The sequence below is a fragment of the Jiulongibacter sediminis genome, assembly GCF_001306455.1.
Classification (GTDB): domain Bacteria; phylum Bacteroidota; class Bacteroidia; order Cytophagales; family Spirosomataceae; genus Jiulongibacter; species Jiulongibacter sediminis.
The window spans coordinates 190,386-216,681 of sequence record NZ_LGTQ01000005.1 but is presented as its reverse complement, the minus strand read 5'-3'; the positions used below and the strand labels follow the sequence as shown (position 1 = coordinate 216,681).

Here is a 26,296-nt window from a genome sequence, read left to right as displayed (position 1 = left end):
ACCCATGAAATACGCAAAAGATAATATTCAGGAGATAAAAGCCGATGTTTTTAAGCCCAGCCGCCGGGATTTCCTCAAAGCCGGAAGTTTACTTTCAGGCGGACTGGCTCTGGGAGTTAGTTTCTGGAGCTGCGATTCCAAAGGAGCCAAAACGGCCTTATTTGAGCCCAACGTCTATCTCACAATAGGTACCGACGGCATAGTCACTATCATGGCCCACCGTACCGAAATGGGTCAGGGAATCAGAACCTCCCTCCCACTCGTTTTAGCGGATGAATTAGGAGCCGACTGGGAGAAAGTGAATATCGAACAGGCTTTGGCGGACGAAAAATACGGAGATCAAAACACGGACGGTTCGTACTCTATTCGTATGTTTTATAAACCTTTCCGCGAAGCCGGTGCTACAGCCAGACAAATGCTGGTGCGTGCAGCAGCCGCCAAATGGAAGGTCAACGAAGACGAATGCAGCACGGCAAAAAGTGAGGTTTTACACACCGCCAGTGGCAAATCCATAAGCTTTGGCGAACTGGTAGAAGATGCCTCAAAATTGGAAGTTCCTGAAGCCTCTGAAATTCAACTCAAAGCAGTAGAAGATTTTGAGCTGATCGGTAAAGCGACACCAATTGTTGACGGTCATAACATCGCCTCGGGTAAGGCCGTGTATGGTATTGACGCCGCAGTGGAAGGAATGAAAATCGCAGTTGTGAAGCGTTGCCCCGTAGTTGGTGGCTCGGTAGTTTCTTTTGATGCCGAAAAAGCGAAAGCTATTCCAGGGGTTCTGGAGGTGATTGAAATTAAAGGGCCCGGTTTGCCGGCCACATTGAGCAAACCGCTTAGTGGCGTGGCCGTTATCGCTGAAAATACATGGGCGGCCATAAAAGGTCGCGAAGCCCTGGAAGTGGAATGGGACTTAGGCCCCAATGCCACATACGACTCTGATCAACAAATAGCAGAATTAAAGGAATCCGTTAAAAAGAAAGGAACAGACCGCCGCGTCAGAGGTAATTTTACTCAGGCCAAAGCCTCAGCCAAAAAAGTAATAGAACATACTTATGTAGCCCCGCATTTGGCCCACGCCACCATGGAGCCACCGGCGGCACTCGCTGTAGTGAAAGACGGCAAATGTGAAGTATGGGCACCCACCCAAAATCCTCAGGGAGCCAGAGATGTTTTGGCAGAAGAATTGGGTATGGAAAAAGGCAATATCACCATCCATGTCACCCTATTAGGCGGTGGTTTTGGCCGTAAATCAAAACCCGATTTCATTGTGGAAGCCGCTCTGTTGGCCAAGGAATCCGGTTACCCGGTCAAAGTCACCTGGACCCGTGAAGACGATATTCATCATGATTATTTCCACGCCTTGAGTGTGCAGCGGGTGGTGGCAACCATTGACAGCCAAAACAAGCTTTCCGGCTGGAATCATCATATTGCCTACCCTTCCATTTCGGCAACTACCGATACTTCCGTACTACAGCCAAGTGTAGGTGAAATGATGTTGGGAGCCATTGATTTCGCTTATCAGGTACCGGCCATTCAGATAGAAACGCATGATGCCAAATCGCACCTGCGGGTCGGTTGGCTGCGTTCGGTACGGAATATCCCTCAGGCCTATGCCATCTGCACTATGCTGGATGAAGTCGCTGAAGCCAGAGGAATGGATCCTGTGCAAAACATTCTGGACCTTTTAGGCGAAGACCAGAATCTGACCTTTGCGGAAGAAATCACCGACGGCGGTTATCCTAACTACGGCGAAAGCATTGAAGATTACCCCTGGGAAACAGCCCGTATGAAAGCGGTGATCAAAAAAGTAGCGGAAGACGCCAATTGGGGCCGAAAACTGCCTTCCGGCTCAGCTCTGGGTTTTGCCGCTCACAAAAGCTTCCTGACTTATGTGGCCTGCATCGTTGAGGTCAAAGTGAATGGAAGTAGCGTGGAGATTCCGAATGTCTATTATGCTTTGGATTGCGGCACAGGTGTCAATACCGACCGTATTAAATCGCAGTTTGAAGGTGGGGCACAGTTTGCGGCCAGTTTTGCTCTGAAAAGTGCCATTACGTTTAAGGAAGGCCGTGTAGTACAGAATAATTTCGACGGCTACGAAATCATCCGCATGCCGGAATCCCCGAAAAACATTCACGTACACATCATGGAAAGCACCGCCAAACCCACCGGGGTAGGTGAGCCACCGGTACCGCCTTTCGCCCCGGCCCTGGCCAATGCCATCTATGCCGCCACAGGTAAACGGATTTATGAGATGCCGATGAAGTGGTGAGTTTTGGGTTGCTGATATTTGTATAACCGCCAAAGACGCGGGGACTTTGTGGGTCAATCCTTGTAGAGAAGGGACATTGATGGGCAAGAGTAACAATATGTAAATTGAGCTTCTTAATGGATTACTTTATTTGCTATTTCCAAAAGCACAGAGTAACCTCGGTTCTTAATATCAAGTAGAGTACAAAACGGAATTTCTATTTGATTCCCTTTTAGTATTGGAGTGAACATCTGTTCACTTGTAATCATTATGGACTGAACAGAATAACCTTCAAGATCAACTTTGTAGTTATCTCCAATTGTTTTTAGATTTTCCTTTATCCAGGTATCTCTTTTGAGATGCTTTTCTATGTAGTGATCTCCATCATAAAACTTATTGTACTCGCCGACCATTTCCATAATGTTTCTTGACTCTGCGATGCTTTTACACTCCAAACTTAAAATCACTTTATTTTGATTATCAATGACTAGTACGTCAATGTCGCCTTTAGTAATTTTTGAATATAGAGGTGAATGTTCATCAATTGGAACTTCTGTATCAATTATTAAATGTTGCTTTTGATTAAGTATACTAGTTATATTTTTTAATAACCTTTTATCCCTTTGTTTCACTAATTTGCCTAAGTATTTGCTCATTTTCCCGTTTGTAATGGTTCGAAATCTATTTGTTTCGAACTGTTCTTGATAATAAAGTCGGCTAGTCAGCAATTGCTTGGTTCCCCAGAAAAAAGTTACATCCGAGTTAACAGGATTTTCAACTTGAATCAACGGCTTTCTTAGTAATGAAAGTCGCCTATTAAATCTCCAAGGCATAATATCATAGAACTTATGATCTTTTGGAAGTCGGTCGACAGTCCCCCTTTGAGTTAAGCTCAAATATTCTAAAGCAAAATTGATTTCGTTTTCAGAAATTGCTGAATCATGTTTCTTCAAATTTTCATACAAATCGGTTTTGTCAAATTCGCAATAACCAGAATTTTGAGCTAAACCGATTTCGACAAATCCATCAATTATTAGGCATAGTTTTGTAAAGGATATGTTATAATCGTATTCAAAAGCTAAATCCAACCCATTGGGAAGAGGATTACTTTTAGTATTTTGAAACATTGGAAAAGAATGTTGAAAATTATCCAATGCATCATTGACTCTCTCTTGAGACTTTATCTTTCTATATTGCAAAGTTAGCTTTTGGAATTCTTTACTAGTTCCTATTCGTTTTGAAGGAAGTATGCCAATATTTTCCTTGTAAAAGTCGAAATGAACCTGATCTAATAATGACGACCATTCAGTAATTTGATTCATAATAGCGATCAATTCATCTATGTCGGTCATCGAAGGGTTTCGATATCCTGAATGAGGCTCCGCAGCCAAATGCTCAATCAGACACCTAAGAGCAATTGCCGTTTTGTCAATGTTCCCTAATAACTCTTCCAGCTCCTTCTCAGATTCCGAATCCATGAAACCACATGCTAATTTCGTGGGTATCTCAAAGGCAATTTGATTTCTCCTTAAAAGAACAGCCTCGTTGAACCGAATTAGTTTTCTTAGCAAAACGCTATAGTCAAAAACCTTAATTCGCTCTCTTAACAAGGGTAAAAGAGCTGTTTGAACTACATTATTTAAAAGACTTAGTTTTTCATTTTTGTTTTCAATTTCTCCAATTGGAGGGCAATTTTCACCCAATAGATCAGTAAGCTTGTCTAAAATGTTATTAATGTCAAAACTCTGTAATAACCTTAAACCAGTAACATTTGTTGGATCTCTTAATAAATTCTCACTCCCAAATGAAGTAGTGAATATTTTCTTTTGTCCTGGAGGAGCTACTTTACGAACAATTGAAGTGATATCGAGTTTAACATCATTTCCATTTATACTCATCAATTTAATTATTGAGACTAATAGTACCTCGACCAATTTTGCTTCTCCTAAATTATCAGGTCCGTAAGCATAGTGGACGAATTGGAAAGGAATTGTTAATGTAACTGAATCTTCGGTAACGCTTGGTTTAAAATCTTTAGCCGCTAGCTCATCTCTACTTATTTTTTCAATATCTCCTATAAATAGCTTCCAATCTTCAACTTTGAAGAAGAAGTTTAATGGTCTATCTTCTATTAACGCTAGTTTTTCAGATAGGAAAGGAGCCAATTCAGTTAACCAAAATGCTATCGTATCAGTTAAACCGTGGGCAATTGAGCTGACTTCTTTTGGATAAGTTTTATCCTCAGCTTGTACCCACACAGGTTGGTTAAAATTTGGTACTAGTAGTAGATATTTAAAGCCAAGTGCAAAGTATACCTTCTCAGATCTATTCTTTCTTCGAACATTTACGATTACTATCTTCCCATCAAGATTGTAATATTCAGAATGTTCATCTTTTAACTGCCTGTAATTAATTCGCCAGTCCACTGCGGTACCAGGAGCAATGATCAATCCATTGATTGGATAGTCACCGGAATAGAAACTGTGATCGTTATCCACATATGTTTTGTACTCGTCTAGAAAAGAGACTGAATTAAACATAAAACCATTTAAAAGCATTGACATTTTCAAACTCGCAAATTTCCATAAGTCAAGAGCGTCTGCCAGCTTCAAAGAATTTAGAATAAGTAGTTCAGGTAATGGAATACTCAGTTGAATATCAGCTTCACTTTTCTCAATGAGATTAAACTTATCTTGGCCATATACTGGAATTATGGCGATTTCAAATATCTTAAGTTGTTCAGTATTATCTTTTGTTGATAGTTTTCCCCGAAATTTGGCTATGTGTTCAACTTTATTGTTTCCTTCAGTTTCAAGATAAATATAAGCGAACTTGTCACTATCAAATTGAAAGAAACTTGCCAGTTGATCATCTCCAATATTTACACCTCGGGCATCTCCTTTGAGAAACCCCATCTTTCTCAATGCTTTTTGAACATCCCTCCAACAGTGTAAATTATAGAGTTTTAAGAGCCTATGATTAAGGCCAAATTCATCTGCATATTTCCATATATAATTTGTCAGAGAGTAGCTTAAGTTCGTCGGAGAGATTAAATAATACTCGCCTTCAATTTCAATGAAAGGTCTATCAACAAAAATGTTTTCTTGATTCTTCTCATCTAAACTAAAGCTAAATCGGTCTAGAATTTCTGGAATAATGGGCGAGGTATTACTAAAGGATGGAAGGTTTAAGTTTGAGAGTTTTAGATAATCCCGAGTTTTATTCAGGGAGTCATTATCCGGGACTATCAATTCTGTTGAATCTGATTGAATAAACTCATATCTCGCAATTCCGTTTTGCCTTGCAATCTCATTAGAACATTCCAGTATAAATTGAGTCACCTTAGAAACAAAGTCTTTGAACTCTGGAAAATCGTCAAAATCTTGACCTAGGAAAATTACCTGCAATACTTGTTGCAGCACAAAGCTTCCATATTCTGTTATACCTGGAAAGATTAAATAATCACCACCATAAAAAGTAATCAAGTCGATAAAACAGTTTTCAGCTGGATCCTCCTTGGAGTTTAAAGGATAGTGACCCTTTAGTATTTTTGAGATTTCCGTAGCGAAAATCTGTTTTGAACCACGTTTACGATCTTTCAAAGCATCATTCATAGCTCCTTCAACTCTAACAATTTTATCCTGATTTTGTGGAACAAGAGTTATTGCAGCCATCCCAGTAAGTACTGAAACAGGATCGTAATTGTCAAAATGATTGCTAGGTGATTTTTCCTGTGTCACCTTATCAATGCAACATTTTTTAAATTTCTTACCAGAGCCGCATGGACAGGGGTCATTTCTTTTCGTTTTCATTAAGTTTCAAAGTGAATTTCAATGAAGTTAATAAGTTTAATCTGAAGATACTTTCCACGCTTCTTATTTACAGTCGTTCTTCCAGCTCTCCTTAATCATTTGACCAGACGCTCTGCAAAGGTTCCACCTTTGCAGGGGTCTTGGGCAAGCTTTAGCCGCTTTCAACTATACTTTTGAAAATCAGTTAATGATATACTCCGCTGATTTTCATTCCTCCGGGTGAAACCCGGAAACTGCCACAACGAAGGTGAAACCTTCGTAGAGCACTGGGCATGGACTCAAGTCCGAAATCGCCAATCTCAAATCCGAGATCGTAGAGTTTGCGTTTCAATTCGGGGAAAACAAATTCAAATTCCTGGATTTTAAATTCAAATTCGTCGATATCAAATACGAAATCGTGGAATTCACGTTTCATTTCGGCAATATCAAACGCCAAATCATGGAATTTGAATTCAAATTCGCCGATATCAAATACGAAATCGTGGAATTCACGTTTCATTTCGGCAATATCAAACGCAAATTCCCCGAATTTGAATTCATAGTTGAGGAATTGGGGACTTTAGCCTTCTAATCATTTCTTTCATTCCCGGCTTAGGTGCCGAACGCTGCAAAACCTGATCCCGATAACCGCCAGGATTGTGATTGAAAAGAATTTTCGTTTTAAATTGAATGATTCTACTCCTTTTAGACAGAGAAACAGGCATGAACTTAAAGCTTGGAACCGGATGAAGTAAGCTAAAAACGCACCTGAGAAGGCCAGACCAATGAAATTAACGGAATCACAATATAGTGCAATCAGTAAGGTCACTGAATATATCCATGAGAGAAAGGATAAGTACATGGATATGACAGAAATGATTCTGAGTCAATCGAATATTGACAAGGGCGTTTTCGAAGCGTATCGTAAAAATGTGATTGAGTACTCACAAATTGCTTTGCATTTTCATCCTGACCGCATTTTCTCCAAAGACACCAACGTTATTGAGGGTATGTTACAATCCGACATATACAAAAACCAGTTTGAGACGAGTATTTCTTCAGGCAGTGTTTCTGCTTTTACAGGAGGTCACCGTGATAACTGGGAAAAGGAAATTTTCAAAGAAGCTTATCAATTCGCAAAGCCTTCGGAGCGTCCGAAATATGGTTCTCTAAATTTAACATTGAGAGAAGATGGACCTTCACCAAGATTTGGTTCGTGTTATTTTTTAGTCAGACCGGAAGTAAAGAAAAGAGCCACTTTTTCCTATGGAGACACCTACGATTTACCTCAGGAATTAGGAACGATTGACAGCTTTGAATTAATAAATGCCTCATTATAAAAGGACTTGTTTATACGGGGATCGGCTTTAGGAGAGACGGATACCAATGTCAATGATTTCTTGCAATTAGTGAACAGAATCCTTCCTCAGGCAAAGGACAAAAAACACTTCAGGAAAAGATCACAAAACCTTGATTTTTATATTGAGGCACAGGTTCATGGGGATATATCTCTCGATAGAGATATTGATAGCCTTGTGGTTGATTATTCCTATTGGGGAACGGATATCGCCATTCAAATAGAAAATCTGTGTGATAAATATGCTATCGGGCTCATATGGAATTCTGGATTGGAATTAGAGGTTGCTGAATTCCCAAATAACTTCAGAGGTCCAGAAGTCCCCACATACGCCAGTAAGTTTGGCATGTATGGGAAGCTGAATGCTTATTTAATCGGCAAAGCATCAAAGCAAATGAGTAAAGAGCATGATGATTTGCAGATGTTGAAATATTTATGGCATTGTATTGTAAGGTTTGGAAAGGAAATAAAAATGCCGGCCTCGGGTGATCATTCTTAATTCTGCCCTGCAAAGGTTCCACCTTTACAGGGGCGTCAGGAGAGTTTTACTCGCTGAGATCTTTTCTGTAATAGGTAGTTCTTGCTGTCTCAATTCAATATAAAACTTCCGCCGCCGGGTGGAACTCGGCTATCGCAGCTACGACGGTGGAACCTTCGTAAAGCATAGTACTTTGCTGGAATTCTCAGGAATTCCTGGCAGCCGTCAGTTTAGTCTCTGTTTGATGTTTTTTACATAATGACTTTTTTAAATCAAGTCCTATTTATTCTAGTAAGAAATTAATTCAAAAATCATCAAGCCTTCGTAAACGGCAATGACCATACGTTCAAACTATCCACCCAGAGATAGAGCTTTCCGTTTTCAATTTTGTAAGTGTAATAGGCTGGTTTGGCGTTTGGAAGAAACAGTTTGATTTGACCTTCTTCTATGATCCAGTTCCAGTCGTATGAGTTGCCAGCTACTACTTGTTTTGCAGTTCCGTTTTCATTGAAAGTCCAGCTTTGATAAGTATCACCTTCCCCAAAATACCAGGTACCAAAAAGATTGGGGTCTAATTCTGAGTATTCCAGCGAGAACCACTTAAATCCCAGCCAGTCGTACCCAGACTCACCCGTTAGCTTACCCACCACATTCACACCTATGATGGTTTCCTTGTTTTCATCTAGTGTCACGTTTCCATCTGTAATTCTCTTAAAATCAGAGTCATAATAGTAGGCTCCCAGTCTTCCCGAGAAATTTGGAGTAGTGTTATAAGCAAGTTTGATATTCTTTGCATTGACTACTATCTTCTGTTCTTTGCTTCTCACTAGTTCCACGTCCTTTTCATTCTTAATTACCAGCTCCAGGGTCTTATTGGCGTAATCATTGACATGCAAATTGCCGCTGAGATAGTAGCCGTAGTATTGTTCCAGCTGATCATAGGGCAGAATAGCGGTTTTTGAAGCATAGGTAATGATATCATAGGCTGCACCATAACCGTTTGCAATGGCCTCTGCGTCTGATCCGCTGTTATAGGGGTCAAAACTTCCGGTAGTATTTGCTTTGAAATTGATGATTCTGGCGGTGTGTGCCGGGTAGTTTGGATCGTAAACAAATAGTTGGTTTTCGTCAATGGCATATACCACCATGGCATGGCCGCCGGTGCCTCCGCTTTGACCTATACCTACATATTGTGGCTCAGCTGTTACAGCCATACTGTAGGCGAAACAACGATAAGTAATGGCATCATCCAGCCCCTCTAACCAAAAATCGGAATACCACTGATAGAAAAACCGGGCGTATAAGTTTTGGGCAGCATTTGAGAAAATGATTCCATTGACGTCATCTTGCCAAAACTCTGGAGTAGAGTTTCCCGGGTTCTGGTCATTATCAGCTTTGGCGTAAAGTCCACCACCTTTTGTGCCAAAAGCATACATGGCAGTTAGGGACATACCTGCACAGATGCCTTCGGGATTATATGCTGTGCCCCAGTTGACAAAAGGCCAGCCATCTACTTCGGGTTTGAACCCGGTGAAGATTTTATCAGGAAGTAAAGCCAGTTTTACTTTGGAAATAAACATATCACTGAAATGAGAAGTAGATATGGTAAGTTCATCAGTACGGTAGCGTGTCGTAGGTATGCCTTCCAGTTTCCCCGTTTCAGGCGAATAATAAAACGCCATCATGAATTCATCATCTGCCACGGGTTCTGAAATTGGAATTACGATTTCATAAAAGGTAGGCGAGTCTGTATTCTGTGGCACGGCATGAATACTGATCAGGGCACTGACAGGATTTATAAGTTCTCCAAAACTGTGCGAGGTGATTTCTGCAGCAGAAATGCTGATTTGAGAGGGAGCAGGGCCACTTTGCCGAATACTCATACCTTCTAAGGAAACCGAAGAACCCTGACTACCTATAGTTACCTTTCCAGTGGCGGGAAGTGTGAGGTCTAACAAACCGACTTGAGCTCCTGTAACTAATTCGCCTGTAACAGGTTCTGCAGTCTTAGGGTCTTTTTCGAAATTGAAAAGAGAACAGCTTTGAATGGAAATGGTCAGGAGTGCCAGTACTCCAATTTTTATAGTGGTTTTCATTGATATAGCCTTTAGGTTGACTAAGCTGAGAAAACCATCTGAGAATGAACAGGGAGTTGGTCAAAGGAAGATGTGACTTTGCTCAGGATTTTTGGAGTGTAAATGAATAAAAATGCTGATTGCGGCAAGTAATCTGTACCAAAGTATATTAGCCTTCCATAGTGATCCATTTCCTTTACAATCCGCTCTGCAATGGTTCCAATTTTGCAGGAGCGTCAGGCGAGTTTTACTCGCTGAGATCAGTCCTCTAAAAATCTGCCCTTGCCCTCAATTCTGTGTGACAATCCTCCTCCAGGTGAAACCCGGGTATCGCAGTAACTAAGGTGGAACCTTCGTAGAGCACTTTTATTGGCTGAGATAATCAAGAAGCCTGGCGGCATCGCGGCTTGGTCACAAACCCTGGGGGCGGTAAACCCTTCCTCTACTATAAACCCTTCGTCTTCATCTGCTCTGCAAAGGTTCCACCTTTGCAGGGGCGATAAGCGAGTTTTACTCGCTGAGATTAATCCTGCAAAAAGGAGTTCTTATAACTTAAATCCTATATGCGATACTTCCTCCACCGGGCAAAACCTGGCTTTCGCGGCAACGCTGGTGGAACCTTCTTAGAGCACTCTAATTGGCTGAAATTATCAGAAAGCCTTAGCAGCCTCGTGGCTTGGTCACAGACCCTGCGGCCGGTGAACCCTCGCCCCTACTACAAACCCTTAGTCTTCACCTCCCAGTCTTTTCTTTGACACAAACCACAATCCTCTCCTACAAAGTAAATTTTAGATTCAGTTTGGCCTTTTAACTGCCAGTTCAACCAGGCAATAGTTGGTAAAACAAACTCACCACCATGTGATTCGCGATAAGTGCCGCCATGACCATCAGGGTAATTGGCCAAAACCATAGGAATATGATTTACAAGTTTAAAATTCTCCTCTGCATTTGGGTAGGCGATGTCTTTTTCGCCACCAATCAGATACAGGGCGGGCACTTTTATCTTTTGAAGATCATCCATGCTCAGAGCAGGCAACGTGGCTCTTAATTGCTCCGGTGGCGGGCTGGCCAAAATGCCGCTGTTCAATACAATGGTTGTTTTCACTCGTAGGTCAAAAGACGCCTCAATGGCCTGAAGTCCTCCGCAAGAATGACCCATGGTAGCCACGTTTTTGGTATCTAGTTTCTGATAATAAGCACTGCCTGAAGTTCCATTTTCTTTGATAGCCCAGTCCAGAGCCTCAATTAGCTTTTCGGTCTTGGTAAACTCACGCACAGAGGTCAGCGAATCATCCAGAAAATACTCAAATGGCCCCACAGCAAGTACCAAATAGCCCTGAGAGGCAATCTCATTCAGGTAGTTCTGATAACCTTCTGAATTGTTCATGCAGCCGCCATTTCCAAACAAAACGATGGGTAGAGGTGCTGACGAACTCATTTCTGCCGGTCGGTAGATGGTATGACCTTTGAGATTTTCATCAGAAGTAATGATGGCTTTGTGAGCTCCCTGACCTCCGTTTTCAACGGTCAATTCAGTCTGAGCTGAAACAGCAATGGATAAACTAAAAAAGAAGGAGACTAATATTTTTTTCATCGATTCAAAATCCAAGGTGAGTAAGCCAAAGTAAAAAAGAATCTTTCCAGCTATCTGAGGTATTTTCATTTCCTTCAAAAGGGAACGGGCCGCCGCCTTCGGCATAGATGTGCAGCTCGGCGGAGCCACCGGCGGCTTTCCATTCTTTAAATAAGCCCAAGCAGCCTGCGGCCACATTCATGTGGCCTGCCTCTACCGCAATAAAAAGCGGCATGGTGGGCTGAGGCACCACCACTTCATTCAAGGCCGGGCCGTAAATGGAAGCGATAAAATCAGGCAGATGCTCTGGTCGGGTTATGGAATTGAGAATAACGCCACCGCCGGCAGAAAAACCCATAACACCTACTTTCTCAGGGTCGATATGCCAGTCGACCGAATTTTCACGGATCATTTGTATCGCCTTTTTGAGATCATCGCCCGCCATCGTCGCCACCATATCTCCTTTTTCACCGGGAGCGGGATTGGCATTGCCTTTTTTGAATTTTTCAAATTCATGCACCTTTACCCGAGGCATATTCTCCATTGAAAACGGCGGGTCATTGAACTCTCCGGGAATTTTATCGCTGTTCAGCCTATATTTCAAAAAGATGACAGCGATACCTTTTTCATTGAGCCAATCAGCAATATGCATAAAACCACGCCCCACAAAAAGCTGTCGCATTCCTCCACCGGGAAGCACCACCACGGCCGTACCGGTACTCTTTTCTGCCTTCGGCAAATAAACCTGTATCTCAGGATTCACCACATCGGTATATGAAAGCAGGCTACCGTCCTTGTCGAGATTTCGCTGCTCCTCAAAATTCCAGTTTTCGCTGCCGGGAGCCGGTCCGTTATACAGACGGTAGATTTGCTGAGCTTCAGCCTGCCCGATTAGCAACAGAAAGAAAAGGGATAAAAAGTGTTTCATAGCTTATGCTTCCTTCGTTCCCTGAGCCTGTCGAAGGGAAAGAAGGGAAAGGTCGTTAATTTATTAATTCAATATCAATTCGGCGATTAAGGTGATCAGCCCGTCCATCAGGTTTTATGGCTTCAGCTATAGTATGGACTTCCGGCTGATAGCCCAATTGCTCAAAAATGGTTTTGAGTTTATCTGCTCGTCTTTTTAGGGTAATATCTTTCTCAATCATCACCTCAGCATTAGAGAGCAATACTGCCCCTTTTGAAATCCTGATTTTGACTTTCTTCAGTCCGTAAATCTTTGCAATTCGGTCGGCCTCGTCAATGATTCCTGAACGGTGATAGGTCAGAAAATCGCTATCAAAATCCATGTAAATACTAAAATGCCGGGTGCTGTCCTCAAATTGTGGTCGTAAGGCTCTAGGCAATGGCGGCGGTGGTTTCACTCCGGGTGTTGCGGGCAAAATGGTATTGCATTCCAAGCTCAATTCGGGTAAAACGGAGATCACGACGTCCTCGAGAAAAAGACCTCCGCAGTATTGAAGATCTTCATTAACCGTCCCTTCCACCAGCACTTTGTGTTTCAGCTGTGGTGGGTAAAACACGGAAGAAGTTCGACCCTGTTGTCCCAAATAATAAGTCTCTCCCTCATATTCAGCCAGCCAACAGGGCAAAGTTTCCGAATCTTTGACAACCGGACAAGCCACAAAAACACGACGATTTTCAGGTGGTGTTTGCTGAGCAAAAACAGAACCACAGACAAGGAGGCTGAGAATAAGAAGTAATGTCTGTCTCATAATACACTTAAAAAATTGACCAAATCCGTTTTCTCCTGCTCCTTTAGTTTCATATCAAAACGGCGGTCGTAATAGTCAACCAGCTCCAGTAAAGTAGCTGCCGAGCCGTTCACAAAATACGGGGCACGGGCCGAAAGTCCCCTGAACTGCTGCATGGTGATGGCACCGATATCAGTGCATTTGCCCGTAGCCAGGGCCCGACCGGGATCAGTGGTGTAAATCACCCTGCCCAAATATGGGTGGGCCGGGGCGTCTTCTTTACAAGTACATTTAAAAACCGGCAATTCCGACTCCTCCATGGCCATCACATTATCCGTCCAGGTGGGATAATTGGTGGTGCCCAAATCCACCCAGCCGGGGGCAATGTCCATGCCAGTCATCTGACCATTGTGGCAGGTGGAACAGCTGCGTCGAATAGGATTCGCCAGTCCGATACTGTTGATATGCGTCACATCCCTGATCCAGAATTCACGGAACATAAAAATATCATTACCACGAGCCACTGAGCGTCTGAATTCCTTTTGTTCTTCCGTTAAGTCTTTAGTTTGCTCTGAATCCGTCAGCCATTCATTAAAATAATGGAAAATGGGGCTCTCAGATCTGTTGCCCAAAATATGGACAGGACTATTTTTCATGGCTAAAGGACCAAGACCTTCGGGTTTACCATTGACCACCAACGGATTGCCCCAACGATCATGGCTTTGAGCCATAAACAGGTTATTTTCAAAATCAACGAGCTGATTTAACTCCTCTGGAGTGAGGCCATTCACTCCTTCCATATGCCCGAAATAGGCATCCAAAGCCTGCTCTTTTTGCGTGTAAAAGCGACTATCCGCCAGCATGTTCATGCCTACGGTCTTTCCGGTTTCAGGGTCGGTGGCGGCTAAAATACCTGTTTTGATATTAAAGCGGGGGTCTGGCGACATCACGTAGGTCATGTTAGCCACCGGTCGGGGTCTTCTATAAACTGATATTTTCGGATTGGAGCTATACAGTCCCAAATCAGGATCAAGGTTAACTCCTGTGGGATCAGAGACCACTTCAATGGTAAATTCAGGCTCTACCGGCAGACCCTGATCTTCTTTGACCGGCCAGGGCAAAGCCACACGGAAAAGGCCTCGGTTGAGTAAAAGTGAATGCGATTCTCTCAAATGTTGAGGCAACTTGGGATTATCAGAACCATCAATGGCAGCAAAAACGGGATCTTTGCCTTGTGTTTGTTCCCATCGCTCGTTCAACGTTTCTACCGAAAGACTCATACCGTTTTTCGGCTGATGGCAGGTGACACAGGCACGGCCGTTGGTTCCCAGAGGCTCAAAGAAAGGATGTTTTTTCGTTTCCAACTCTCCCAAAGCATTGACAAAGCCCAATTTCCCGCCGGGATTCTCAATTTCAAAAGCAACAGGAAGCGTTTCACCGGAACCCGCCTCTATCCAATCCACCTCCGTAAAGGTGATAAAGGAAAACAGCAGTGCGGAAACAAGTAGAAGGACGTATTTCATAATACTTTCCAGACAACGATTCTAACATAACCCTGCCCGGTAGGGATACCTTTGCAAACGAAAAGAGCATTATTAAGCCAATCGTATCGACTATCGGCCGGTGCCTCAAATTTCGGTGCAGCTCTGAAATAGACTTTTGACCAATCGATGGGCTCACCGGCCTTCAAGGCAGCCATCACTTCAGGGTTACGATAAACCAGACCTACATTACGGATATGAATCAAAACGCCATCATCGGTCTTGATACTGTAAATGGCTTCTATCTCTGTTCGGCTTCCGGTTTCATTGACAAACTGATAATCAGCACCGCCGGCAAGCACATCGCCTTTCATGTTTGGTCCTTCAAACGTTCCGCCAGTGATAGGAATAATACGTCTCTCGCCATGAGTCGTTTGACCGACTATCATGGTAGGGTCGGTGGTGACTTTGAGTTCACAAACAAACTCAAGGCCGGGTGGATCAACCTGCTGAGCAAAAGTCAGAGAGGTATATACAAAGGCAAAAAAGATAGTCAGTTGTATTTTCAATTTCATAGGGTTAAAGGGGTTGGGATACGACAAATCAAAGTTTCTTTGGCAGAACCTTTTATTCGTACACCTCCACCGAATCCAGCTCAGGAGTTCCTCCGCTGTTTCCGCAACCGGCTGCTGTGTATATTTTACCGTTGATGAGAGCCGCCCCGGTGCCATGTCGTCCACGGTTCAGACTAGACAATTTCTTCCATTGCCCTGTTTCAGGATCAAAGGCTTCCACTTCATTATGAGCTTGCTTTTGAACACCACTTTCGCCACCGATAATGAGCAATTGCTGATCCATCACCACAGCAGATGCACCTGCTCTTTGGGTAGGGATATTTGAGCTCGCAGGCAAGGTTTCCCAGCTATTGTTTGCTATATCATAGACGTCCACCACGGCTTCTGTTAAATCCAGAAACTTCCCGATTTTTCCGGAAGTACGTCTGCCGCCCGCCACGTAGATTTTACCATCAATTACCCCAATACTTACATGATCCCGGGCATTAGGAGCATCGGCAAGCTTTTGCCAGCTTTGGGTTTCCGGATTAAAGACATCCACCCAGGTAACGTGCCCGTCCCAATGGCCATCCAAAGCTCCGCCAACAAAGTATAATTTATCATCATACACCACACAGCCGGCAGCCCCTCTCAGGCGATCTTTAGGTAAAGACGGACCTTCTCGCCAGGTATCTGAATCAACATTATAAATGTACATATGCTCAATAGGCGTCTCATGAGGAAACAATTGAGTCCCCGTAAACGCCGCAGCCACGTAGATTTCATTATCATAGGCCACGGCCTGAAAGTGGTGGAATTCTATAGGCGTATCAGCCCCTTTGGTCCAGGTTTGGGTTTTTGTATCCAGAATTTCTACCGGTTTAATACCCCGGCCACCGAGCAAAAACACTTTATCGCCCACAGAAACCAAAGAGGCCTCGTGTCTTTTGGTACAGCTGGTAGAAAGGTCTAAGGTCTCCCATTGCTGGGCCTGAACCCGAGTAAAAAAGCTGAAACTGATAAATAGAGTCAGAAATCTAACAAATTTCATAGGGTAAGGTTATTAATAAATCGAAAGGCTTAAGGCCAGAAAAATATTGGTAACACAAGGTTAAAGAATTCTGATGAGGAACACGAATAAGACAGACCTGAAAGACTCAAAAAGAGGAAGAATTGAAATCAAAATGAGACAGCAGAGACAGCGGGACCCAAAAATCCCAAATACGTCAGCAAGGACCATCTAAATCCACTATTAGACCATCTTGATTTACTTTAGTACAAAGGATCCTTTGAGGTTATTCAATACCAAAATCAATGCATTCAGACCTCATTTCCGCGGTCCTAGAACTATTGATTTTTACCTATTTAGGCTTTTTCAAACCTCTCCGAATAATGACCTCTCCACAAGTTTTGGTATTGAGTCTTTTGTTACGCAATTTGTTACGCAACGGGCACAACAAAAAGGAGTTACATTTCTGTAACTCCTTCATTTTTAAGAGCCTCCTGTCGGGATCGAACCAACGACCTACTGATTACAAGTCAGTTGCTCTACCAGCTGAGCTAAGGAGGCTTTTTCACAGTTTCAAACTACAATTTTGATGCCGTTTTGAAATTGTGATGCAAAAGTATAAGCTCAGAATAACAATGCAAACCTTTTACTTAAAAAAATTAATGCGAGTTATCCACAGCTTTCTCTTCATTCTGTGGCAGCTCTAATCAGATCAATCTTATCCTTGATCTTAACCGCCTCATCCTCAGCTTTACTGATTTTCTTCTCATATTCAGCTTTGATTTTCTCTGCACCTTTTGAACGACCAAAGAACTCAATGTTTGTTTTCAGCTGATTGATTTCATCTTCAAGGGATTTCAGCTTTCTTCTCAAATCATTTTCCTGACGATGCATCGCTTTCGGATTACCACCGGTTTTAAGGGTAACATCAACTTCATTTTTCAAAAGCAGTTTATCTTTTTCGTCTTTATCGATTTCAGTCGTATTTACCACATAAGAGTTGATGGCATCTACAAAACGTTTCTGAATCTTCTTCATGTCCTTTCTGGGCACAAATCCGATCTCATTAAATTGCTTTTTGTACTCCGGCAGTTTAGATAAGTCTGTATCCTTTTCTTTGACCTCTTTCTCTATAGACGCACACAAATCTTGTTTAGCCTTGAGGTTTTCCTCGTATTCTTTCTGCTGCTCGGCACTTCCGGCTCTTTTCAGATCAAAAAATGCATCACAAGCTTTTTTAAATCTTTTGTAAATACTGTCTTTTTGCTTTTGAGGTACATGACCAACGCCTTTCCATTCCTTTTGAAGCTGAATCACCCGGTTGGTATTATCGGCGGAAACGTCACCCTCTTTTACAAGATCTTCCACCTCTTTACATAACTTCTCTTTGGCCTCAAGGTTAACCTTCCGCTCTGCTTCAAGTTCGTTAAAGAAGTTCGACTTAGCTTTAAAGAAACCCTTCAAAGCTCCCCAAAAAGCCTTACTTGTATCTTTTGCTTTATCACGAGGCATCGGGCCTTTCAGCTTATTCCATTGTTCCTGAATCTCAAGAACCTCCTTGGTTTTGGCGTTCCAGTCATTAATCCGGTCACTCGCGAATTCAACATAAGGCTTTAGTTTTTCAACCAGCGAGGCTTTAGCGGTATAAATTTCCTCCATGAGCTTCTGCCCCTCAGTATCCTGAGCTCTTTTTTTATCATAAATGACATCAAACGCAGCCTTCATTCGCTCCCAGAGCTTCTCCTGCTCAGCTCTTGGCCCCGGTCCGGTATGTTTGTACTCATTCAGGTGCTCATTGGCCATTTTCATGATAGAACCAGTCAGCTCCTGATTTGCCAGGCTTTTGGCAATCTCCTCAACCTTCTCTACAAAACCTTCCCGAACTTCCAGGTTTTTCTTTCTGTCAAGCTCTTTCAGTTCATTCTGAATACTTCTGATGTCAAAATAACGATCAAGCAAAGCATTATAAGCAGACCAAAGGGCTCCATTATGCGGTGAGCTCACATTGCCGGCATCACGCCACTCATTCTGTATGGCCTTAAATGCTTCCCAGTTTTCTTTTGAGCCTCCTTTTTCTTCCTGATCTACAACCTCTCTGAGGCGATCAAGTAATTTGGTTTTTCGCTCAAAATAATCCTCGCGAAGAGCGTCATACTTTTTGTAGAAATCACGTCTTTCATCTCTGATCTGAATCATCAAAGACTCGAAACGAATATCGTAATTATCGTTTTTGTAAGCGAAACCATCGTCAGAACCGTTGGCTTTGATATAGGCTTCTTTGGCCTCGTCTACCTCTGAACCGTGAATTTCATCATAGGCACTTCTGATATCCTTATATACTGCGTCAATATTACGAACGTCATTAATATTGACGGTTGATTTTTTGATAGCATCGGCCATGCGTTCTGCCAAAGCTACAAAGTCCTTTTTATCGTAACCGTCAACATCTATGTCATCCGAAGAGAAATGCTCTGCAGTATCATCTTCCAGTTCCTCAATATCCTCACCGGAAGCTTCTTCTTTACCTTTATCTTCTTCAGCAGATTCTACGGAAGCAACTTCCGGCTCTTTTTCCACTACAGATTCAACCTTTGTTGGTTCTTCTGAGAAAGCTTCAACAAGGACAGATTCTTCTGTTTCCTCCCCTTCTATAACCTCCGGTTCCGGAGTAGCTTCTTTTTCTTTAGGCACCTCCTCTTCTTTTTTCTCAACTGACGGCTCTTCTGCCTTTTCTTCTACAGCCTGGTTTTCTCCACCATTTACAGCCTCATTAATCACGCCTTCTTTACCTTTTGTCTCTTCAGGCATATTAGCCAGCTCGTCTTTGTTCTCTTCGTTTACGTTCATTTCTTAAGTTTTAATCAATCCGAAAAAAATCGGCTCCGACCCACCGGAGTTGTTTTCACCAGAATCTTGGTTCTATATTTGGGCTGCAATTTATTAATAATACGCCGAAATGACAGAAATGGTTGGAATGAAGAATAAAGATGAACAACTCTCTGGGATGAGGGTCAATTACACCAAAGGACAACTTCTGGAATCTGAAGCGGGAATGGAGCCATTTGCTCTATTTCATCAATGGATGCAAGAGGCCAAAGAAAGCGAGGTAAAAGAACCCAATGCTTTTACACTTTCAACCATTAAAAATCAAAAGCCATCTGCCAGAATTCTCCTTTTAAAGGGTCTTGATGACGCGGGGTTTGTATTTTTCTCCAATTATCTCAGCCATAAAGGTGAAGAAATGGCTCAAAACCCCGTGGCTGCTATAACTTTCTTTTGGGATCATATGGAACGTCAGGTGAGGATTGAAGGCCAAATTGAAAAAGTATCGGAAGAAGAGTCTATCCAATATTTCAATAGTCGCCCCCGAGGTAGCCAAATCGGAGCCTGGGTGAGTAATCAAAGCTCGGTTATACATTCAAGAGCGGTTCTGGAAGAAAAAAATGCACTACTGGAGGAGAAATTCAGGGAAGTCAACCCTATTCCGAAACCACCTTATTGGGGCGGTTACAGGTTATTGCCTGAGAGCATAGAGTTTTGGCAGGGTCGACCAAGTCGTCTTCATGACCGTTTGATTTATACGAAGAAAGAAAATTACTGGATAAGAGAGCGACTCAGCCCATGATCAGCCTCTACTAATATTATCAAGTAAAATGGCCGTGGCCACGCCGGCATTAAGTGATTCTGCTTTTCCGAAAGAAGGTATTGTTATTTTTCGAGTGATCAGGCTTTCCAGTTGCCGATCAATACCATGCGATTCAGAACCTATCACTAACACACCCGATTCCGGAAATTGATGCCTGTGCACGTTTTCACCGTTCAGGTAGGCTCCGTAAACAGGCAAACTGCATTGCTCCAAAAATGAAGAAATATCTGCATAATAAGGAGTAATTCGACTGAACGAACCCATGGTAGAGCTGATTACTTTTGGATTATAAAACTCCACCGTGTTTTCTGAACACACAATATGCTTAACACCATACCAATCGGCTGTTCTAATAATTGTACCAAGATTTCCGGGATCATTGATTTGGTCTAAGACAAGTATCCAGCCTTTGACATTGAGGTCAGGAGGTATATTTTCTTTCATTTTGACCACTAATACGCCAAAGCTATTTGACCTGAAGGAGCTCACCTTTGATATTTCATCTGCTTTACAGATTGTTACATTCAACTTTAAGCCTAAACTTTCCGAGGCTTCTGCTGTCAGGAAAGCCTCATCGATCTCAAAATCAGAATTCAGAAGCTCGTGGATCGATTTTTGCCCCTCGACCAGAAAAACACCATATTGATTACGGTATTTTTTATTATGCAATGATTGAATGTATTTTTGCTTTTGTTTACTAAGGCCAATCACTTTTTTAGCACTTTAACGTTATCAAAATAAAGCTTTCTTTTTCTATCAGGAGGTATTGAAAACATCTATCAACTACATATTGCTGCTGGCCTTTAGCATCACAGCCTTTTCCTGCAGTCGCCAGATTCAGCTCAAAGAAAACGAATACCTTTTAGCAGAACAAGATTTCAGTGGCAACTCGGCCATTCATAGCGAAGATTTGGCTGACCTTATACCCTTAGAACAGCGACCAAACAGCAAGCCGCTAAATCTTCCATTTATACAATTCACTCCAAGGGTTTGGATGTACAATTTTGGTTTGAATACCTATGATTCTACAAAACAAGCTCAGAAATTACTCAATGCCGAACGTCAATTAGCCCAATACCCGACAGAATATACCGGAAATCAAAAAACTGAAAGGGCGAAAACTAAGCTTAAACGCAAAACGAGCAGACTTGAAGAGAATATTGAAAAGGAAAACGGATGGTTTTGGAGAAATATAGGCGAACCTCAAACGGTTCTCAGTGAGGAGGACATGAAAGAAACCTCAGGGCGAATTGAGCGTTACCTCAAAGATATCGGATATAGAGATGCCTCAGTTGCTTATGATCTGGACACTCTGATCACGACTGAAAAATATAAATTAACCTATGAAATAAAAGAAGGCCGGGGCTATAGAATAGATACCGTTTTTTACGACATCCCCGACCGAAAACTGGACAGCCTTATTACAGCCCATAAGGATGAAAGAAGAATAAAAACCGGAGATCTTTTTGATATTCGTAAAGTTCAGGCCGAAAAAGCCCGACTTGAACTTTTAGCCAAGGAAAACGGATACTTTGAGTTTTTAAGTCAATATATCGAGCATGAAGCTTTCAATCATTCTTATGATTTGCAGAAGTTCGAAGAGGAAAAACACGGAAACCTGAGAATAATGGTTTTAAACCCGCCGGGGAATGCGAGACACAAAAGCTATCGGGTTAGTGAGGTTATTTTCAAAGGATTTGACCCTTATAATACAGACGTCAATGTTTCCGCGGATACCACTGTCATCAATGGCGTTAAGTATATTACGCTGAATAAAAGCCTCAATGAAAGACTCCTGGATAATAAAGTCACCACCCGCCCGGGCGAGCTTTATGACGTCAGTTCAGTTTCTGAAACACAAAGGCAAATCGGACTTTTAAATCAGTTCTCTTTCGCGAGCTCACAGGTTTTCCCGATCAACGACGATGAAGTAACACTTGAGTATTTCGCCCCTCAAATGCCAAAGTACTCCTTTAGCACCGGTCCTGGTTTAAACCACGTTTATAACAGTGGCTCCAGCTTCCTAGGCTTTGGTGTACCGGTAACATTGACAGCCAGAAACTGGACGAAAAGACTTGAACTTTTTGAGGCTAGCGGCCGAATTTTCAGAGAAGGGCAGCCTTCCCCCTTGGGTACAACAGACGTGAGAGGTAGCTGGGAAATAGGCACTAACCTGAGTGTAACTTATCCGAATATCAGTTTTTTCGGTAAAGACATTGAGAAACTCAAACTGAAAAACCCAAGATCTCAATTCGGAGCCGGATTTAATTATTCTGAGCCCTTTTGGGGTAATCGATTAAACTTCAGATTAACCAGCACTTACCGCTGGCAGCCTTCCAGACATACCACCATCATTTTTTCTCCACTTGACGCTAACCTGATTAATACCAACTACAACCTGAATGACCCGGCCGGCAAAAGTTTCTATGATGAATTGGTCAACCAAGCCAATCTGGGAAATAATATCAAAACCACTTTTGACCCACAATTTGTAAGCAGCATCAACGGATCTTACGTTTATAACGACCAAAATTTACAGGAACCCTACGGAAGCTCAAAGTTCCTGAGAATCAGTATCGAATCCGGCGGAACCTTGCTTAATCTTTCTCAAAATAAGGATCAGATTGGTTTTATCGAGAAGCTGTTTCCTTTACGGTCTGACTTCAATTCACCCGATACCGTCAGAAAGTATTTCAGGTTTATCAAGCTTAATGTGGACTACCGCAGATACGTTAATCTGGCTCCAAGCAGCAGTCTCGCATATCGCCTGAATTTTGGCGTAGCCAACCCCTACGGAAACAAATCCTTGCCCTATGAAAAGAACTTTTTTGTAGGAGGTAGTAACTCAGTTAGAGCCTGGTCACCCAGAGCTTTGGGGGTTGGCTCAGCTTTTCCGGATACAGCAAGTGGAAACATTATTCCTCAGGCTGGAGATATCTTACTGGAAGGAAGCCTTGAAGTCCGTAAGAAAGTAGCCCGTTTCTTCGGGGATATACAACTGGCAGCTTTTGTGGATGCAGGTAACATCTGGAAATGGCATCAAATCAATACTCCTGCGAAGTTTGATAAGGCTAATTTTGATTTCAAACGCTTCTACAAAGAATTTGCAGTGGGTACCGGTTTTGGTATCCGGTACGACCTCTCCTATTTCCAGTTCAGATTTGACTGGGGTATAAAAGTCATGGACCCTTCAAGAGATGAAGGTGACCGTTTTGTCCTCGATGAGTTCCGTTTTAAACGACAAATAACAAACGCTGAAGGTAATACGGTAAATAACCCTTACCGGCTTAACTTCAATTTGGGTATAGGATATCCTTTCTAAACCAAAAAAAAGCCCTTCCAGAACCGAAAGGGCTTAATTAATCAGGAAGCCACTAATCTGATTTTAGGTTTTCTCAAGTGCACCCTTTCATCAGGCTTAAACTGAACAAACCATCTGAAAACCTCTTCTAAAGAGCGGGTATGCAGAGAATAATAGATGTACTGTCCCTTCTTTTTAGCTTTGATAAGATTGGCCTGCTTGAGCAGATCAAGGTGATGAGAAATACTTGGTTTCGAGATGTTAAACTCCCCGGCAATATCGCCGGCAGATTTTTCGCCTTGCTTCAAAAGCTCCATAATAGAGCGTCGGGTGTCATCATTCAAGGCTTTGAATGTAGTCGTTATCATTTTAAGGAAAGCATTAATTAGTTCAACAAATATCGAATTAGATATTGAATAATACAAATGCGACTTAAAAGCGTTTTGCAAAGCATCTAAAAAGCATGATAATTCAAAAGATTAGCAAAGCAGAAGACCTATAATTCCTATATTTGCAGCCGTTTGCTTTTCAGGGCTAAAAATGTGAATCAGCTACCCAAAATGGCATGATTCTTTTAAAGCTCATATATATTCTAAACGCTAAGAATGAAGGTTTTAAAATTTGGCGGCACTTCTGTCGGTACGGTTGAAAGCATCAACCAGGTCATTGAGATCATCCAAAACAATGTAAAAGAAGGGCACAGTATGGCTGTGGTTTTCTCGGCTATGGGTGGAGTAACCAACCGTTTCATTGAAATAGGCAAAATGGCGGCCAGTGGCGATACTGAGTATTCAGAGCACCTTCATTCTGTAGAAGAAAGGCATTTCAATGCCATTCGTGGACTCATAGGAGTAAAACAACAAAGCAGCTTGATCGCCAAAATCAAGGTCATTTTCAACGAAATTGAAGATTTGTTGAGAGGAATCTCGCTGATCAGAGACATTTCTCCGCGAACGATGGACCTGCTTTTGAGTTTTGGAGAAAGACTCTCCACCACCATCATTTCGGCGACGCTGAATGCCAGAGGCACAGAGGCCAGCTTTATTGATGCCCGTGAGGTCATTAAAACAGACAGCAATTTCAATAACGCAAACGTCAATTTCGAGGTTACAGACGCCAACATTCAAAAAATGGCGAATGAGAACTCCGGAGTTCTTTGTGTAACGGGTTTTGTAGCTACAAACGATCTTGGCGTTACTACAACATTAGGAAGAGGTGGTTCAGACTATACGGCTTCCATTATTGGAGCTGCTTTAAACGCAGATCTTATAGAAATCTGGACAGATGTAAACGGAATGATGACTTCTGACCCAAGAAAAGTCAAAAAAGCCTTTACCATTCCTCAGATTTCCTATGCCGAGGCGATGGAGCTTTCGCATTTCGGGGCAAAGGTGATTTATCCACCTTCCCTTACACCGGCTTTTCAAAAGCAGATTCCGGTCAAAGTTTTAAATACGTTCAATGCTGAGCACCCCGGCACTACAGTTTCATCACACAGTGGCAGCACGGCGTACTCTATAACCGGCATTTCATCTATTGATGATATCAGCCTTGTGAATTTGCAAGGGAATGGAATGATTGGCGTTGCCGGTGTTTCGGCGAAACTTTTCAGCCTGTTGGCTGCAAACCATATTTCTGTGATCCTGATCTCTCAGGCTTCATCTGAGCATTCCATTTGTTTTGCCATTAACCCGACGGACGCTGAGCGGGTGAAAGATTTAATCGAAGAAGGTTTTGAGCAGGAAATCGCCGCCGGTGACATCGATAAAGTCGTAGTTCAGGAGCACCTTTCCATCATTGCTGTTGTAGGCGAAGGCATGAAATCAAGTTCAGGCACTTCAGGGAAACTATTCTCTGTTCTCGGAAGAAACGGCATCAATGTAGTTGCCGTGGCACAGGGCTCTTCTGAGCTGAATATCTCTGTGGTGATCAGCAAAAAAGATATCAGCAAGGCCCTAAATGCTATTCACGAACGCTTCTTTGAGGTCGATGGCTTTACCCTTAATGTATTTATTGTTGGACCGACGGGCCTGATCGGCAAAACGCTTTTGAGTCAAATCAATAAGCAGTCAGCCTATCTCAAAGCCAATAATAATCTCAATATCAAAATTACCGGCCTCATCAACAGTCGCCAGATGGTGATTAACGAAGAAGGTATTGAGCTAGGCTCGTGGAAAGAGGAATTAGTGAAAGGTGAAAAGGCCAACCTGAGCGAATTTATCTCAGATGTTAAAGAACTCAACCTCGCCAACTCTGTTTTCATTGACTCTACAGCCAATAAAGACATCGTACAGCATTATAAAGGCATTCTGCAAAGCAACATCTCCATCATTACCCCAAATAAAGTTGCAAATAGCAGCACACAGGAGGCTTATGATGAACTGAAGACCACAGCCCGAAGACATAACGTTCAGTTTCTCTACGAAACCAACGTGGGAGCCGGCTTACCGATTATCAATACGCTTCAGGGATTGATTAACAGCGGTGATGAAATTCATCAGATAGAGGCTGTACTTTCAGGCACGTTGGCCTTTATTTTCAATAATTTTGAAGCTGGTCAAAGCTTTGTAGACGTAGTTAAGGAAGCAAAAGCTCAAGGCTTTACCGAACCTGACCCGCGTGAAGATTTGAGTGGAATGGACGTGGCTCGTAAGATTTTGATTCTCGCCCGCGAGTCCGGTTTAAAACTGGAGCCGGAGGATGTAAAAATCGAGCCATTATTGAATGACGACAGTGTCAAAGCCGCTTCTGTGGAGGATTTTTATGTCGAGCTGGCAAAAGATAACAGTCGTTTTGAGAGCCTGATCAATGAAGCCAAAGAACGTGGTGAGGTATTGAGGTACATTGCCCGTTTAAAAGACGGAAAAGCATCGATTGGTCTTGAGGCCATCGGCAGAGCTCACCCATTCTTCAATCTGGCTGGTTCTGAGAACATTATTGCTTTTACAACAGAGCGTTACAGAACAAATCCTTTGGTGGTAAAAGGACCGGGAGCTGGTGCTGAGGTAACAGCCATGGGCGTCTTTGCTGATATCATCAGCCTGAGCTCCATGCTGAAATAAATTGTATTCAAAAAGAAATAAAAA

At 42.5% G+C, this 26,296-nt stretch carries 17 protein-coding genes, 1 tRNA gene and 1 pseudogene; 6 read left to right on the top strand and 13 right to left on the bottom strand.

Features of this window, described 5'->3' with window-relative positions:
• The first annotated feature begins 4 nt into the window (after nucleotides 1–4).
• Nucleotides 5–2,272: a xanthine dehydrogenase family protein molybdopterin-binding subunit gene (locus AFM12_RS00920; protein WP_055143248.1), complete on the top strand. Its 2,268-nt coding sequence runs from the start codon at nucleotides 5–7 to the stop codon at nucleotides 2,270–2,272.
• 113 nt (nucleotides 2,273–2,385) lie between these two features.
• Here the strand turns inward: AFM12_RS00920 and AFM12_RS19865 are convergent, their stop codons facing one another.
• A complete protein-coding gene (locus tag AFM12_RS19865; RefSeq protein WP_055143246.1) occupies nucleotides 2,386–6,063 on the bottom strand; it encodes a YecA family protein in 3,678 nt (1,225 codons plus the stop codon).
• 184 nt (nucleotides 6,064–6,247) lie between these two features.
• Nucleotides 6,248–6,562, bottom strand: a complete 315-nt coding sequence (locus tag AFM12_RS00910) for a hypothetical protein (RefSeq protein WP_055143244.1) — start codon at nucleotides 6,560–6,562, stop codon at nucleotides 6,248–6,250.
• 265 nt (nucleotides 6,563–6,827) lie between these two features.
• Here AFM12_RS00910 and AFM12_RS19885 point away from each other — a divergent pair.
• Nucleotides 6,828–7,898: pseudogene (locus tag AFM12_RS19885) on the top strand (DUF3626 domain-containing protein).
• 293 nt (nucleotides 7,899–8,191) lie between these two features.
• On the opposite strand, the gene AFM12_RS00895 reads toward AFM12_RS19885, so the two are convergent.
• The gene (locus AFM12_RS00895) at nucleotides 8,192–9,973 is read right to left on the bottom strand and encodes a DUF5640 domain-containing protein (protein WP_055143238.1); all 1,782 of its coding nucleotides are present in this window, start codon (nucleotides 9,971–9,973) and stop codon (nucleotides 8,192–8,194) included.
• 348 nt (nucleotides 9,974–10,321) lie between these two features.
• On the opposite strand from AFM12_RS00895, the gene AFM12_RS19645 reads away from it, so the two are divergent.
• Nucleotides 10,322–10,579, top strand: coding sequence for a hypothetical protein (locus AFM12_RS19645; RefSeq protein ID WP_131458144.1), 258 nt, complete (start codon nucleotides 10,322–10,324; stop codon nucleotides 10,577–10,579).
• Nucleotides 10,580–10,667: 88 nt separating this feature from the next.
• Here AFM12_RS19645 and AFM12_RS00890 read toward each other — a convergent pair whose 3' ends face one another.
• From AFM12_RS00890 to AFM12_RS00855, 8 genes are all read right to left on the bottom strand, one after another.
• Nucleotides 10,668–11,546, bottom strand: a complete 879-nt coding sequence (locus AFM12_RS00890; protein ID WP_157687251.1) for a poly(ethylene terephthalate) hydrolase family protein — start codon at nucleotides 11,544–11,546, stop codon at nucleotides 10,668–10,670.
• Between the two features lie 4 nt (nucleotides 11,547–11,550).
• Nucleotides 11,551–12,453 carry an alpha/beta hydrolase gene (locus tag AFM12_RS00885; protein WP_157687249.1) on the bottom strand — a complete coding sequence of 301 codons (903 nt, stop codon included), beginning with the start codon at nucleotides 12,451–12,453 and terminating at the stop codon, nucleotides 11,551–11,553.
• Nucleotides 12,454–12,508: 55 nt separating this feature from the next.
• Nucleotides 12,509–13,240: a hypothetical protein gene (locus tag AFM12_RS00880; protein ID WP_055143232.1), complete on the bottom strand. Its 732-nt coding sequence runs from the start codon at nucleotides 13,238–13,240 to the stop codon at nucleotides 12,509–12,511.
• Complete coding sequence (locus AFM12_RS00875) at nucleotides 13,237–14,742, bottom strand: hypothetical protein (RefSeq protein WP_055143230.1); 1,506 nt, start codon at nucleotides 14,740–14,742, stop codon at nucleotides 13,237–13,239. The genes AFM12_RS00880 and AFM12_RS00875 overlap by 4 nt, the downstream gene beginning before the upstream one ends.
• Nucleotides 14,739–15,275: a DUF3237 domain-containing protein gene (locus AFM12_RS00870; RefSeq protein ID WP_055143228.1), complete on the bottom strand. Its 537-nt coding sequence runs from the start codon at nucleotides 15,273–15,275 to the stop codon at nucleotides 14,739–14,741. Before AFM12_RS00870 ends, AFM12_RS00875 begins: the two co-directional genes overlap by 4 nt.
• 52 nt (nucleotides 15,276–15,327) lie before the next feature.
• Entirely contained in the window at nucleotides 15,328–16,305 is a 978-nt protein-coding gene (locus AFM12_RS00865; protein ID WP_055143226.1) for a Kelch repeat-containing protein, read from the bottom strand.
• A 446-nt stretch (nucleotides 16,306–16,751) separates the two neighbouring features.
• Nucleotides 16,752–16,824, bottom strand: a tRNA-Thr gene (locus AFM12_RS00860).
• A 126-nt stretch (nucleotides 16,825–16,950) separates the two neighbouring features.
• The gene (locus AFM12_RS00855) at nucleotides 16,951–19,110 is read right to left on the bottom strand and encodes a DUF349 domain-containing protein (protein ID WP_055143224.1); all 2,160 of its coding nucleotides are present in this window, start codon (nucleotides 19,108–19,110) and stop codon (nucleotides 16,951–16,953) included.
• 109 nt (nucleotides 19,111–19,219) lie between these two features.
• Between AFM12_RS00855 and pdxH the strand changes: the two genes are divergently transcribed.
• Entirely contained in the window at nucleotides 19,220–19,888 is a 669-nt protein-coding gene (gene pdxH / locus AFM12_RS00850) for a pyridoxamine 5'-phosphate oxidase (protein ID WP_229308443.1), read from the top strand.
• On the opposite strand, the gene AFM12_RS00845 is transcribed toward pdxH, so the two are convergent.
• Nucleotides 19,889–20,620, bottom strand: a complete 732-nt coding sequence (locus AFM12_RS00845; RefSeq protein ID WP_374754260.1) for an RNA methyltransferase — start codon at nucleotides 20,618–20,620, stop codon at nucleotides 19,889–19,891.
• A 55-nt stretch (nucleotides 20,621–20,675) separates the two neighbouring features.
• On the opposite strand from AFM12_RS00845, the gene tamL reads away from it, so the two are divergent.
• Entirely contained in the window at nucleotides 20,676–23,231 is a 2,556-nt protein-coding gene (gene tamL, locus AFM12_RS00840) for a translocation and assembly module lipoprotein TamL (protein ID WP_131458140.1), read from the top strand.
• A gap of 41 nt (nucleotides 23,232–23,272) precedes the next feature.
• Here the strand turns inward: tamL and AFM12_RS00835 are convergent, their stop codons facing one another.
• Nucleotides 23,273–23,578 (bottom strand): autorepressor SdpR family transcription factor, encoded by a 306-nt coding sequence (locus AFM12_RS00835; protein ID WP_055143220.1) that lies wholly within the window; start codon nucleotides 23,576–23,578, stop codon nucleotides 23,273–23,275.
• Nucleotides 23,579–23,815: 237 nt separating this feature from the next.
• Between AFM12_RS00835 and thrA the strand changes: the two genes are divergently transcribed.
• Nucleotides 23,816–26,272 (top strand): bifunctional aspartate kinase/homoserine dehydrogenase I, encoded by a 2,457-nt coding sequence (thrA, locus tag AFM12_RS00830; protein ID WP_055143218.1) that lies wholly within the window; start codon nucleotides 23,816–23,818, stop codon nucleotides 26,270–26,272.
• The last annotated feature ends 24 nt before the right edge of the window (nucleotides 26,273–26,296 follow it).

Excerpts from the sequence above, each read along its gene's own strand:
- AFM12_RS00920 (WP_055143248.1), top strand. The coding sequence starts at position 5 with ATGAAATACGCAAAAGATAATATTCAGGAGATAAAAGCCGATGTTTTT.
- AFM12_RS19865 (WP_055143246.1), bottom strand. The coding sequence starts at position 6,063 with ATGAAAACGAAAAGAAATGACCCCTGTCCATGCGGCTCTGGTAAGAAA.
- AFM12_RS00910 (WP_055143244.1), bottom strand. The coding sequence starts at position 6,562 with ATGAAACGTGAATTCCACGATTTCGTATTTGATATCGGCGAATTTGAA.
- AFM12_RS00895 (WP_055143238.1), bottom strand. The coding sequence starts at position 9,973 with ATGAAAACCACTATAAAAATTGGAGTACTGGCACTCCTGACCATTTCC.
- AFM12_RS00890 (WP_157687251.1), bottom strand. The coding sequence starts at position 11,546 with ATGAAAAAAATATTAGTCTCCTTCTTTTTTAGTTTATCCATTGCTGTT.
- AFM12_RS00885 (WP_157687249.1), bottom strand. The coding sequence starts at position 12,453 with ATGAAACACTTTTTATCCCTTTTCTTTCTGTTGCTAATCGGGCAGGCT.
- AFM12_RS00880 (WP_055143232.1), bottom strand. The coding sequence starts at position 13,240 with ATGAGACAGACATTACTTCTTATTCTCAGCCTCCTTGTCTGTGGTTCT.
- AFM12_RS00875 (WP_055143230.1), bottom strand. The coding sequence starts at position 14,742 with ATGAAATACGTCCTTCTACTTGTTTCCGCACTGCTGTTTTCCTTTATC.
- AFM12_RS00870 (WP_055143228.1), bottom strand. The coding sequence starts at position 15,275 with ATGAAATTGAAAATACAACTGACTATCTTTTTTGCCTTTGTATATACC.
- AFM12_RS00865 (WP_055143226.1), bottom strand. The coding sequence starts at position 16,305 with ATGAAATTTGTTAGATTTCTGACTCTATTTATCAGTTTCAGCTTTTTT.
- AFM12_RS00855 (WP_055143224.1), bottom strand. The coding sequence starts at position 19,110 with ATGAACGTAAACGAAGAGAACAAAGACGAGCTGGCTAATATGCCTGAA.
- pdxH (WP_229308443.1), top strand. The coding sequence starts at position 19,220 with ATGACAGAAATGGTTGGAATGAAGAATAAAGATGAACAACTCTCTGGG.
- AFM12_RS00835 (WP_055143220.1), bottom strand. The coding sequence starts at position 23,578 with ATGATAACGACTACATTCAAAGCCTTGAATGATGACACCCGACGCTCT.
- thrA (WP_055143218.1), top strand. The coding sequence starts at position 23,816 with ATGAAGGTTTTAAAATTTGGCGGCACTTCTGTCGGTACGGTTGAAAGC.